This is a genomic window from Flavobacteriales bacterium, from assembly GCA_020635855.1.
GTDB lineage: Bacteria > Bacteroidota > Bacteroidia > JACJYZ01 > JACJYZ01 > JACJYZ01.
In genome coordinates this window covers 302689-314909 of the sequence record JACJYZ010000004.1, presented here as the reverse complement: position 1 = coordinate 314909, position 12221 = coordinate 302689, and the positions used below count along the sequence as shown (strand labels likewise).

Sequence of the window (12221 nt, the reverse complement as noted above, 5' to 3'; positions counted from 1 at the left end):
TGAAGGGAATTCCCATCTTTGGGAAAAATATCCGCTATGAAAAAGTTCGGTTCCCTGTTGGGATTGATGTTATTCCTTGCCGCCTGCAGTCCGGAGATCACGTATGAGTCAGACCCCGGTGTAGACATGAAACAATACACCACCTTTGAGATCTGTCCGGACGACCTTCTGGTGCTGGGTGATGAGAACCCGGTGTATGACAATGAATCCAACCGGAAACTCATTGCAGACAGGATCCGGCAGGAGCTGATGGCTAAAGGCATGAAGGAGCAGAACGGTTCATCAGAACTTTTCGTGAATTTCGACATCCAGGTGACGGACAAAGTGCAATGGACATCCTCCTGTACGCCCAATGAAGAGAACCGGTATTGGGAACAATGTGAGATCAAGGAAATGAACTTCGAGGAAGGCACACTTTCCATCCGGTTCACCGACCTGGCCAAAAACCAGGTGGTGTGGCAGGGATCTGCCAGCGCCGCGATGGTGAAAAGAAAGGTGGCCGTGGAAAAAATCATTGATGAAGCAGTCGGGGAAATTTTGAGACACTTTCGTGAATAAGGCGTGAAGGATGCGTGAATAACGTACCTTACTTTTGTTGCATAAGCCAATACGAAAAGACCATGCAACGATTTCTTCAGGTGATTTGCTTGATTGCCGTTTTCTCCTCACATTCGTGCTCCCAAAACGCGAAGAAAATGGAGCAATCACCACCAACCGCAAAACAGGAGCCCATGCACGAAGGCATGGATTCAGCAACCTTCGGCGCCGGATGTTTCTGGTGCGTGGAAGCCGTTTTCTCAGACCTTGACGGTGTGGAGAAAGTGGAGTCAGGCTATGCCGGCGGACATGTAAAGAACCCAAGCTACAAGGAAGTATGTGCCGGGCACACCGGACACGCCGAGGTATGCAGGATTGTGTACGATCCGAACAAGGTTTCCTATGATGAGCTGCTGGAGGTTTTCTGGCAAACCCACGACCCGACCACGTTGAACCGACAGGGTGGAGACGAAGGTACACAGTACCGGTCGGTGATCTTCTACCACAACGACGAACAAAAGGCTACGGCGGAGAAATACAAGAAAGCGTTGGATGCATCCGGTGCATTTAATGCCCCGATCGTGACGGAAATCTCACCGCTTACCACATACTATCCGGCGGAAGACTATCACCAGAACTATTTTGAACTGAATCCCGAGCAGGCATACTGCCGGGCGGTGATCAGGCCCAAGGTGGAAAAATTCAAAAAGGTGTTCCACGACAGGCTCAAGCCGGAAGCCGAGCAACCATAAACAAAAAAAGACCTGCCGAACAGCAGGTCTTTTTTTGTTGGAAAGGGAGGTGTTATTTTCCTGCGATCAGTACGAAGGAAATCTCCACCATGTCGTCAATGGTTTTGTCGCCCAGGTTGTCAAAGAAACTACCCGAACCGTAACGGATGCCGTATTGGGTGCGGTCGAATTTGAAGTCGCCCCGGGCCACAACCTTGCCGGATGTAACAGACACTTTTGCCGGGAAGCTGACAGGGTGTGTTTGCCCTTTGATGGTCAGGTCACCTTCGATCATTACATTGTTTCCGTCGGCATCTTCCTTGATGTCGGTTACCTTCTTCACGGAAACGGTTGCTTGCTTGTAGTTCTCCACGTCGAAGAAATCAGCCGACTTCAAATGGCCGGTGAGCTTGGCATTGTAATCTGCGTCGGTCAGGTCCTCCACGGTGATGCTGGTCATGTCAACCACCACGCGGGCGTCAACGATCTTGTTGTTTTGGATGTGTACTTCGCCTTCGGTGAAAGATACTTTGCCGTAGTGACTGCCGGTTACTTTTTTTCCGGTCCATGTGGCTTGTGATTTGGTGGCATCCACTTTCAGTCCGGTGGGGTCGTTGCCTGCCAGTGCCGGTGAAACGGATAGGAATGTGCTGAGTGCAAGAACAAGGGTATGCATGCTGGTTTTCATGGTAGTTGTTTGGGTTTAAATAAATAGGTGTATATACATATAATCAGGTAAAAAAATATCAGCCCCTGAATTTGTCGAGCAGATCGTTCAAAGTTTTTGCTTCGGTTTTTGTCAGGGTTTTCCAACGTGGTTGGTCATTGGCTTTATCTTCATCAATTTTCTTCAGCAGGTCCAATCCCTTGGCGGTGATCTCAACATTCACCTGCCTGCGATCCTCAGGGCATTCGGTGCGCTTCACGAGTTTTTTGATCTTCAGTTTTTCCACAAGCCGGGAAGCATTCGAACTCTTATCAAGCATGCGTTCGGTAAGCAGGTTGATGGAGGCGGGGTTCGGGTATTGGCCGCGCAGGATCCGAAGTACGTTGTATTGTTGCCCGCTGATGTCATACACCTTCAGAAACCGGTTGGTGGCCGCCATCACATAATTGCCTGTATAGATCAAATTAACGGTCAGCTTTTCCATCTGATCGGTAAATGATTTTTGTTTGATTTCGTCCTCGAGTTTCATTATAACAAGGTTGACAATGCAAATATATGTATATACATGTAATTTGTCAATAGGTGGGGTCAGAATTCCTGGTTCACCATTGCCGGTCTTTTTGTAAGTTCGTTCAAAATATCGGTGTTATGGCGAATTTTTTTGAGTTCAACGGTTTTCGTCCTTCCGTACATCCCAGCGCATATGTACACCCGAATGCCTCGGTCATCGGCAATGTGACCATTGGAAAGGATGTGTATATCGGACCCGGTGCTGCCCTTCGCGGCGATTGGGGCGAGATTATTGTTGAAGATGGGTGTAACGTGCAGGAAAGTTGCACACTTCACATGTTCCCCGGTGAAAAGGTGCACCTAATGGAAGGTGCGCATATCGGGCATGGTGCCATTGTGCACGGTGCCACGGTTGGCTGTCATGTTTTGATCGGAATGAATGCTGTGATCATGGACCAGGTGGTGATTGGCGAACACGCCATCATCGGTGCCCTTTCCTTTGTAAAAGAAGGAACCCTTGTTGAAGCCAGATCTTTATATGCCGGCAACCCGGCACGCATGATCAAAGAACTGTCGGAGGAAATGATGAAGTGGAAAGACGAGGGCACAAAACTTTATCGAGGACTTCCGCAAACATGTCATGAAACCATGATTCCCTGCGACCCCCTTGACTATGTGCCTAAATTCAAAGCTGCCCAGCAGGCCTACTACCAATCATGGACCAAGCATCGGAAGCAACCCTGATGTTCCCGCACTTCGTTCCTTACGCTTTCTTCAATCCGTAGAAAATACCGGCCAGCGATACCACCGTTGCAGCCAAGGCCACCGCCAGGATGGTGCGACCGAAATCATTGGCAAATGAAAAAGCCACTGCATATACAACGGCGGCTCCTGAGATCAGCACGGTAACCGCACCGCCTTGCATCTTCTTTTCTTCTCTTGGTGTCATAGCATGATGTTTTTTGATACCTGCAAGTACGCAAAGCAAGCAGCAGTGCAACATGATGCCGGTCAACACCGATCATGAGTTTTGTCAGTCTTTCGAATGGATGCCTTACTTTCTATCTTTACCCTCCTCCAAACCGATCTCCAATGATGCAAGACCCTATTGTTGATTTTTATACCGCCCAGAAAACATTCGGTGTGATCCGCGTTGCGGTGGGTGCCCTTTCCGTTATCATACCCATCATGTTTGTCATGTACCAGCTCCGGAATAAATTCTTCCTGGGGATGCTGGTAGCCCTGATCGTTCTGGGGGTGCCTGCACTCATTACCGGAAAAGATCAGCACGAAGGCGCTGACAAGATCAAGGGTGAAGCAGTTGAATTTTACTCTACCGATCCAACCGGTTTCAGAAAGGATGAATTGCCGAAGATCAAGGAGGAAAGCAGTGCCGTCAATAAGAACCTCATCACATACGCCTTCCTGCTCCTGGCCGGCATGGGTTTATTCTTTCTTCAAAGACACAAACGCGCGTGGCTGGCAGGCATAGGCCTGGGTCTCATCATTCTGTCAACGGCCAACCTTACCTTCGATTTCATGGCAAGGCAACGAACCCAGACATACCTCACTTTCCTGGAACAACTCCCAGAATGAGTTGATCAATGATTTTACAAATGCTATATTTGTCAATATTTAATTCTGATAAAATTAAAAATAGCAGAATATGAAACTTAAAAACTTCGCATTAGGCCAATGGATGGAAGGTGAGGGAAATGGGGTTGAATTGGTGGATGCCATCACCGGAGAGGCGTTTGCCAGTGCCACATCCAAAGGACTCGACTTTGCGGCAATGACCAGCTATGCCCGCGAAACCGGTGGGCCCGTGTTGAGGAAAATGACCTTCCACGAACGTGGACGGATGCTGAAGGCACTGGCCATGCATTTGCACGGCAAAAAGGATCAGTTCTATGCGATCAGCTACCGCACCGGCGCCACGAAGGCCGACAGCTGGATTGATATTGAAGGTGGCATCGGCAACCTGTTTGCATACTCAAGCCTGCGCCGTCAGTTCCCCGATGAAAGCTATTATGTGGATGGGGATCCCATCGCCCTTTCCAAAGGAGGTTCTTTCATCGGGCATCACATCATGGTGCCCAAGGAAGGCGTGGCGATTCATATCAACGCATTTAATTTCCCGGTGTGGGGCATGCTCGAAAAGATTGCTGTGAACCTGCTCGCAGGCGTGCCTGCCATTGTAAAACCCGCCACGGTAACTTCTTTTCTGACCGAGGCGGTGGTGCAAGAGATCCATGCCAGCGGGATCCTGCCCGCCGGCGCCCTTCAACTCATCTGTGGTTCGGCCGGTGATCTGCTTGATCACGTGATCTCTCAGGATGTGGTCACGTTCACCGGTTCCGCTACCACAGGTCTGATGCTGAAATCCCACCCCCGCATCCTCGCCGAATCAGTGCCCTTCAACATGGAAGCTGACAGCCTGAATGCCTCGGTGCTCGGGCCCGATGTGAAACCGGGCGATGAGGAGTTCGATCTCTTCATCAAAGAGGTACACAAGGAAATGACCATCAAGTGCGGTCAAAAGTGTACCGCCATCCGACGGGTGCTTGTTCCAAAAAATCTTATTGAAGATGTTCAGGTTGCCCTGGGTCAGCGCCTGGCCAAAACCGTGATCGGCGATCCGAAGGTAGAAGGTGTGAGGATGGGCGCACTCGCCGGAAAAGCCCAGTTGCTGGAGGTGAAAGAGAAACTTGCCGAACTGCAAAAGGGGGCGAAGATCGTCTACGGAAATCCCGACGCGGTGGAAGTCACCGGTGCCGATGCCGGCAAGGGAGCCTTCATGTCGCCGATCCTGCTGCTGAATGAAGATCCGCATACGCACACGCAGCCGCATTTCGTGGAGGCATTCGGTCCGGTCAGCACCATCATCCCCTATGAAAACCTCGATGACGCCATCGAGCTGTCCAAACTCGGCAAAGGCTCTCTTTGCTGTTCCATCGTAACGGCCAATGACCAGCACGCACGCACTTTTGTATTGGGTGCGGCAGCCTACCATGGCCGCATCCTGGTACTGAACCGTGACAGTGCGAAGGAAAGCACCGGCCACGGATCTCCCATGCCCATGCTGGTACATGGTGGCCCGGGACGTGCCGGCGGCGGTGAAGAAATGGGCGGAAAGCGCGGTGTCATGCACTACCTGCAGCGAACCGCGATCCAGGGTTCTCCCACTACCTTGACAGAAGTGACACATGTGTACCAACCCGGTGGCAAACAAACCGAGAAGGATGTGCACGTGTTCCGCAAACATTTTGAAGAACTGGAGATCGGCGAAACAGTGTTCACCCAGGGCCGCACCGTGACCGAAGCCGACATTGTGAATTTTTCCAACGTGAGCTGGGATCATTTCTATGCCCACACCGATGCCACTTCCCTTGACGGAACCATTTTCGAAGAGCGTGTGGCGCACGGTTACTTTATCCTGTCTGCGGCGGCGGGATTGTTTGTGGATGGTAAGAAAGGCCCGGTGCTGTTGAACTACGGCATTGACGAATGCAGGTTTTTGAAACCGGTATATGCAGGCGCTACCATTTTTGTGCGCCTCACCGTGAAGGAAAAAACCGAGCAGGAGAAGAAGGATGAGAACGATGTGGCCAAAGGCATCGTGAAGTTTTTGGTGGATGTGTATGACCAGACGGGAGAAACCGTGGCACTGGCCACCATCCTCACCATGGTAAAGAAAAAGGATCAAAACTGAACCGGATGTCGGAATCAACCATTATGCAAGAAGGCGGCGTGGAAGTTGCCATTAACAAGGGCATTGCTACCGTAACCTTTCATCACCCCAAAAGCAATTCCCTTCCGGGACATGTGCTGAAACAACTGGCCGATACCATCACAGAACTGGGCGGCAATGACGAAGCCCGTGTGATCATTCTCCAAAGCAAGGGAGACAAAGCGTTCTGCGCGGGTGCTTCCTTTGATGAACTGTTGTCGATTGAGGATTTCGACACCGGCAAAGCCTTCTTTATGGGGTTTGCCCGCGTGATCAATGCCGCACGCAAATGTCCCAAGTTCCTCATCGGAAGGGTGCAGGGCAAGGCCGTGGGCGGCGGCGTAGGCATGGCTTCGGCGGTTGATTACTGCCTGGCGATGGATTCCGCTTCCGTGAAGCTGAGCGAACTTGCCATCGGCATCGGACCATTCGTGGTAGGGCCGGCCGTTGAACGCAAGATGGGTTTGTCTGCCTTTTCCGATCTGGCTATCAATGCCACCCAATGGCGGGATGCTGTCTGGGCAAAGGAGAAAGGTCTTTACATAGATATCTTCGCCAACTTCATCGAACTCGACGCCGCCGTTCAAACCTTGGCCGGCCGGCTGTCCACCAGCAGTCCGGAAGCCATGGCCCTCCTCAAAAAAGCCATGTGGACCGGCACCGACCATTGGGACCAGCTCCTGGAAGAACGTGCCGCCATGAGCGGTCAGCTCGTCCTCTCCGATTTTACCTCAAACGCCATTCGCCAGTTCAAGGAAGGCGCCCGATAAGGGTTTTGCATCTGCGCATGGATGGATGCTATAATTATATCCCTTACACATCAAAATTCAGTATTATATTCTTGATTTAATTAAATCAAGCAACATTATACTGAATATAGCGTAAAATACAGTATATTTGTAACAACGTAAAGCAAGTGTGTTTTGGTTGTTCGAACTGCAACATCAATGAGTGAGACCTCACATGGTCAGAAGGGATCCAAAGGCGCTGGTGGCAAAATGCCCCAGGGTCCTTCTGAGCATGTGCTTTTGCAGGCCTGGGAACACATGGCTACGGCCAGGGCGATGGCGGCCCTGTATGAGAAGAATGCCGCTGTCACATCCAAGTATGTGCATGCCACAGCCAAGGGACATGAGGCCATTCAGATTGCGGCAGGCCTTCTGCTGAAACCCCAGGACTATCTTTCCGCCTACTACCGCGATGATGCCATGTTGCTGGCCATCGGCATGAAGCCGTATGAATTGATGTTGCAACTGCTGGCCAAACGCGACGACCCGTTCTCAGGTGGTCGCACGTATTACAGTCACCCCAGTCTGAACGATCCCGATAAACCCAAGATCCCACACCAGTCCTCAGCTACCGGTATGCAGGCGATCCCTACCACCGGTGTGGCCATGGGTATCCAGTATAAGGAGAAGGAAGGCATAGCAAAAGACTTCGGTGGTGAAAACCCGGTGGTGCTGTGTTCTTTCGGAGATGCTTCCATCACCGAAGGAGAAGTGGCGGAAGCCTTCCAGATGGCTGCCCTTCACCAGTTTCCCATCCTCTATCTTGTGCAGGACAATGAGTGGGACATCTCCGCCAGCGCTGAAGAAACCCGCGCCCAGGATGCCTCAGAATACATCCGCGGATTTCATGGTATTGAAAGTCGCAAAATAGACGGGGCCGACTTCTTCACATCCTACCAAACTCTGCAGGAAGTGATCTCGCTCATCCGCAAAGAACGCCGCCCGTTTCTCGTGCATGCCAAGGTGCCGCTGCTCAACCACCACACATCCGGCGTGCGCATGGAGTGGTACCGCGACGACCTGCCGGATCACAAAGAACGCGACCCGTATCCCCGTTTTCGTCAGCAACTCATGGATGCCGGCATTTCGGAAGACACCCTCGACGCCATCGCCCTCAAGGTGCAAAACCAGGTGCAGGCCGATTATGACCAGGCATCCAATGCCGAAGACCCGCATCCTGAAGATCTCTTCAAACATGTGTTTGCACCCACCCCCGTAACCGAAGAGAAAGGCGAACGCTCTCCGAAGGGTAAAGAAAAGACGGTGATGGTAGACAGCGCACTGTTTGCCATTCGTGAGCTGATGGAAAAACACAAAGAGTGTTTGTTGTATGGCCAGGATGTGGGCAAACGGCTCGGCGGTGTGTTCCGCGAAGCCGCAACGCTGGCCGGCAAATTCGGTAAGAACCGCGTGTTCAATACACCCATCCAGGAAGCTTTCATCATCGGCAGCACGGTAGGCATGTCGGCGGTCGGACTCAAACCCATCGTGGAAGTGCAGTTCGCCGATTACATCTGGCCCGGACTGAACCAGCTGTTCACAGAGGTGAGCCGCAGCTATTACCTCTCCGACGGCAAGTGGCCGGTGAGCATGGTGCTGCGCGTGCCCATCGGTGCATACGGCAGCGGTGGTCCGTACCACTCCTCAAGCGTAGAAAGTGTAGTGCTCAACATCAAGGGGGTGAAGGTAGCATACCCGTCGACCGGTGCCGACCTCAAGGGTCTGATGAAAGCAGCATTCTATGACCCCAACCCGGTGGTGATCTTCGAGCACAAAGGACTGTACTGGTCCAAGATCAAAGGCACCGAAGACGCCAAAACCGTTGAACCCGACGAAGACTATATCATTCCTTTCGGCAAGGCGCGCATCGTGCGGGAAGCATCCCCCGAATCCATCCTCGCCGGTGAAAGCATGGTGGTGGTGTGCTACGGCATGGGCGTGTACTGGGCGAAAGCCGCGGCCAAAGCGTATCCAGGTCGTGTGGAGATCATCGACCTGCGCACACTTAATCCGTGGGACAAAGACACGGTGTATGCCGCCATCCGCAAACACGGTCGCTGCATGGTGATCACCGAAGAAGCGGTGAACAATACATTCGCGCAGGCGCTGGCCGGACAGATCCAGCAGGATTGCTTCCGTAACCTCGATGCACCGGTGAGAATCGTGGGTTCAGAAAACCTTCCTGCCATTCCCCTTAATTCCATCCTGGAAGCCACGATGCTGCCATCCGCCAGTAAGGTGGCAGCAGCGATGGGGGAGTTGCTTGACTATTAATTAGAAGTTAGGAATTAGAAATTAGGAGTTGCACCTGCTGGCGCGGATTTGTCATCCGTGCCTTTTTAGTCCTACGCTGCTATCTTTACCGGATGTCTTCAATCAAAAACATCCTTGCCATTAATGGCAGTGCCAGCCGGCATTCATCCAACCTGTCCATTCTGAAGTACATCGCAGGGTTGGGTGAAGGGAAGTTCAAGCTGTCCATCATCGAGGATCTGTCGGTTTTGCCGCACTTCGAAACCGAGCGTACCGATACCAATGTTCCTGCAGCGGTGGTGGACTTCCGGGAAAAGATCCTGCAGGCGGATGCTGTCATCATCTGCACACCCGAATATGTGTTCAGCATTCCGGCGCGGCTTAAGAACGCCATCGAATGGTGCGTGTCCACAACCGTTTTCTCGGATAAGCCGGTGGGCATCATCACGGCTTCGGCCAGCGGAGAAAAAGCACACGAAGAACTGAAGCTGATCATGCAAACCGTTCAGGCGATCGTGCATGAAGAAACATGTCTGCTAATCAAAGGTGTGAAAGGAAAGGTAGGGGAAGAGGGGGAGATGATAGATGCAAAAACCGAAGCGGAACTGAGGATGTTGGTAAGGATGATTGAGGGCTTGTAGTTTGTGGTTTGCGGTTGGGTCAGGCGTAAGTATGTTGGCGGGGATTTGTAATCCGTGCCGTTTTCAGGATAAAAGAATGATGTGTCTTACTTGTGAAAGAAACAACCGCACATTCGCCTGGCATTCCACAATCTATCCGGACCTTTGTCTCGCTCTCTGCAGAGCACACAAGCATTTTTTTCGTAAATTGTTGTTGCTTATGAAAGCGGAAATAAAATACCGTCGGATAATCAAATTGATCAGACAATTGCCGGCCAGTCAACGTGCAAGGTTGAAAGCAGAGCTGGAAATACCTGTAATCGGGATAGCGGACTTCAGGCAAATGTTGTTAGAAGCACCTGTCATGACCGATGATCAGCACAGGACTTTTCTTGAAAGCAGGAAAAGGTTTGCCCGATGGCGTCGGAAGTAATCTGCCTGGATACATCGGTTCTGATCGACTTCTATCGAAAGAAGAACAAAGCCAGGTCGCTTTTATATGAGTTGACCGGAACGTACCACCAGTTTGCCGTATCTGCTGTTACAGCATATGAGATATATGTGGGTAGTTCTGACGAACAGCAGGTGTATTGGGAAAGATTTTTCAAAACAATATCCGTACTGCCTTTCGATCATGCGACCAGTAAAACTGCTGTTAAGGTGTTTACGCAATTGAAGCAGGATCGCAGACAGTTGGATATACCGGACTTGTTTATCGGCGCCACCACCCTTTTGCACGGACTCAAACTGGCAACATTGAACGTGCGCCACTTTGCATATATTCATGGATTGCAGATTGTCGGAAGATAGTTGGGGTAATCATGAATGGATTTGCAATAAGAATAGCGGGTTGGTATAAGGCGTGCGATTCAAATCGATATATGTTCAACCCCTATTTTATCTAGGTCAGCTATCGGAAACTTATAGCTAATGTCAGAAATATCACCAATTGAAAATTTGAATGGTTGATCCATATCACTTGGAATCCACAATCGCACTTCCTGTTGGTATTTATAGTCCTCTGATTTGCAGAAAGGCCCCAGCCCACCCTCATAGGATTTTGGGTCATAGTATTTCACGGATGAAAAATGAAATTCCTTGGATAAACTATTAAGAGTGCTTTCTATCCGAAATTTAAATTCTTGTGGGTTGTATATTAACAACGCACTTGTGCCAAAATTCATCACTCTTGGATCAATAGAAATCTTTTGGCGCCCTGTCATCGCGGTGTCCGCTTGATTGGAATTTACTCCATACAAACAGTAAATGTTTCCATCGCTGTTGGGGTGATCAGCATACAATTGCGCAGAATGGGCTTTGGCAATTGGTTTTCCATCTATTAGGATCTCAACATTACTAACTTGCTTTATAATCGATCTGTTTTCGTTAGTATCACCTTGTACCGTTTCTTTTTCTTCCAGATTCCTAAAGAACTTAGTTGTATTGCAATAAATTTCTCCTTTACGCTGAAGGGCATCAATATGACTATTCTTGCCAACTCGAATAAACATCATGTACTTCATTGGGCATTGAGTTAGATACTACCTTTGATCACGTGAACTAAATTTACGAATCTTTTATATACGCCTGTGTCGCTGATTTCCAATTCACACCTGGCCAGCCCAAAATAACAGCCGCCCACCACAAACCAGAAACGACAAACACTTCCTTATGCACCTGAAATATCTGATACCTCTTTTGTTGATTCTTTCCGCGTGCGAGCCGGTACTCAATTTCGAGGAACCCCAGCCGGCCGGAGTGAAGGATATGTTCAGATTCAAAAAACGATTTCAGGGAAACTATCTCTGTCCGGGCGACAGTTCACTACTCACCATAGATGAAACGCATGTGGTGCAATCGTGGCACTTGATTTCCAAACTATCCCGATTGGAATTGGATACAATGAAAGGCGTGCAAGTAAAGGATGGAATGATTTACAAAAATGGGAGCGAGCGTGGTTATCCCGTACACTTTGAACAAGACTCTGTCATTGTTCACGTCGATTTTTCCGATACGCTCTTTGAGGTTTCTTCAGACGACCAAAGGTTGAGGTACTTCAGGAGAAGATATTTCCTGAATAAAAGAACCGATGGCAATGATTGGGGCGTGCAATTACTGGAGTTTGACAAGCACGGAAAACTGTCACTGCGTTCGGTGACCGGAGGTGAGGAAGAAATGGAAAAGCTGAAAACCATGATGCCGGTGGAAGAGATCCGGGATGAAGATCAGGAGGTGGTCTCGTATCGTGTCAAACCCACGCGAAGGGAACTAAAAACCCTGCTCAATTCCGATTTGTTTGTTGAGGGGAGAGAATTTCTGAAGTTGAAATGACCTGCCAATTTGAGCGCTGACCTAACCACAAACCACAAACCACAAACTTGGGTA

At 50.2% G+C, this 12221-nt stretch carries 14 protein-coding genes; 10 read left to right on the top strand and 4 right to left on the bottom strand.

Translation table 11 applies throughout. The annotated features are described in order from the left end of the window. The first annotated feature begins 36 nt into the window (after positions 1-36). Together H6585_13390 and msrA are read left to right on the top strand one after the other, a co-directional pair. A complete protein-coding gene (locus H6585_13390) occupies positions 37-558 on the top strand; it encodes a DUF4136 domain-containing protein (protein ID MCB9449328.1) in 522 nt (173 codons plus the stop codon). Between the two features lie 62 nt (positions 559-620). Beyond that, positions 621-1289 carry a peptide-methionine (S)-S-oxide reductase MsrA gene (msrA, locus tag H6585_13385; protein ID MCB9449327.1) on the top strand — a complete coding sequence of 223 codons (669 nt, stop codon included), beginning with the start codon at positions 621-623 and terminating at the stop codon, positions 1287-1289. A 52-nt stretch (positions 1290-1341) separates the two neighbouring features. Here the strand turns inward: msrA and H6585_13380 are convergent, their stop codons facing one another. Together H6585_13380 and H6585_13375 are read right to left on the bottom strand one after the other, a co-directional pair. Next, complete coding sequence (locus H6585_13380) at positions 1342-1956, bottom strand: YceI family protein (protein ID MCB9449326.1); 615 nt, start codon at positions 1954-1956, stop codon at positions 1342-1344. Positions 1957-2014: 58 nt separating this feature from the next. Then, positions 2015-2464 carry a winged helix DNA-binding protein gene (locus H6585_13375; protein MCB9449325.1) on the bottom strand — a complete coding sequence of 150 codons (450 nt, stop codon included), beginning with the start codon at positions 2462-2464 and terminating at the stop codon, positions 2015-2017. A 119-nt stretch (positions 2465-2583) separates the two neighbouring features. Here H6585_13375 and H6585_13370 point away from each other — a divergent pair, with 119 nt between their 5' ends. Beyond that, positions 2584-3189: a transferase hexapeptide repeat family protein gene (locus H6585_13370; protein MCB9449324.1), complete on the top strand. Its 606-nt coding sequence runs from the start codon at positions 2584-2586 to the stop codon at positions 3187-3189. A gap of 19 nt (positions 3190-3208) precedes the next feature. Here H6585_13370 and H6585_13365 read toward each other — a convergent pair whose 3' ends face one another. Further along, complete coding sequence (locus H6585_13365; protein ID MCB9449323.1) at positions 3209-3394, bottom strand: hypothetical protein; 186 nt, start codon at positions 3392-3394, stop codon at positions 3209-3211. A 143-nt stretch (positions 3395-3537) separates the two neighbouring features. Here H6585_13365 and H6585_13360 point away from each other — a divergent pair, with 143 nt between their 5' ends. The 6 genes from H6585_13360 to H6585_13335 all read left to right on the top strand — a co-directional run bounded on the left by H6585_13360 (position 3538) and on the right by H6585_13335 (position 10646). Beyond that, complete coding sequence (locus tag H6585_13360) at positions 3538-4041, top strand: hypothetical protein (GenBank protein ID MCB9449322.1); 504 nt, start codon at positions 3538-3540, stop codon at positions 4039-4041. A 70-nt stretch (positions 4042-4111) separates the two neighbouring features. Next, positions 4112-6157, top strand: a complete 2046-nt coding sequence (paaZ, locus tag H6585_13355; GenBank protein ID MCB9449321.1) for a phenylacetic acid degradation bifunctional protein PaaZ — start codon at positions 4112-4114, stop codon at positions 6155-6157. A 5-nt stretch (positions 6158-6162) separates the two neighbouring features. Beyond that, positions 6163-6945, top strand: coding sequence for an enoyl-CoA hydratase/isomerase family protein (locus H6585_13350; protein MCB9449320.1), 783 nt, complete (start codon positions 6163-6165; stop codon positions 6943-6945). A 228-nt stretch (positions 6946-7173) separates the two neighbouring features. Next, the gene (locus tag H6585_13345) at positions 7174-9237 is read left to right on the top strand and encodes a tungsten formylmethanofuran dehydrogenase (protein ID MCB9449319.1); all 2064 of its coding nucleotides are present in this window, start codon (positions 7174-7176) and stop codon (positions 9235-9237) included. 92 nt (positions 9238-9329) lie between these two features. Next, complete coding sequence (locus tag H6585_13340) at positions 9330-9857, top strand: NAD(P)H-dependent oxidoreductase (GenBank protein ID MCB9449318.1); 528 nt, start codon at positions 9330-9332, stop codon at positions 9855-9857. A gap of 396 nt (positions 9858-10253) precedes the next feature. After that, positions 10254-10646, top strand: a complete 393-nt coding sequence (locus H6585_13335; GenBank protein ID MCB9449317.1) for a type II toxin-antitoxin system VapC family toxin — start codon at positions 10254-10256, stop codon at positions 10644-10646. 59 nt (positions 10647-10705) lie between these two features. Here H6585_13335 and H6585_13330 read toward each other — a convergent pair whose 3' ends face one another. Beyond that, entirely contained in the window at positions 10706-11359 is a 654-nt protein-coding gene (locus H6585_13330) for a hypothetical protein (GenBank protein MCB9449316.1), read from the bottom strand. A gap of 148 nt (positions 11360-11507) precedes the next feature. Between H6585_13330 and H6585_13325 the strand changes: the two genes are divergently transcribed. Next, positions 11508-12167: a hypothetical protein gene (locus H6585_13325; GenBank protein MCB9449315.1), complete on the top strand. Its 660-nt coding sequence runs from the start codon at positions 11508-11510 to the stop codon at positions 12165-12167. Positions 12168-12221: the final 54 nt, after the last annotated feature.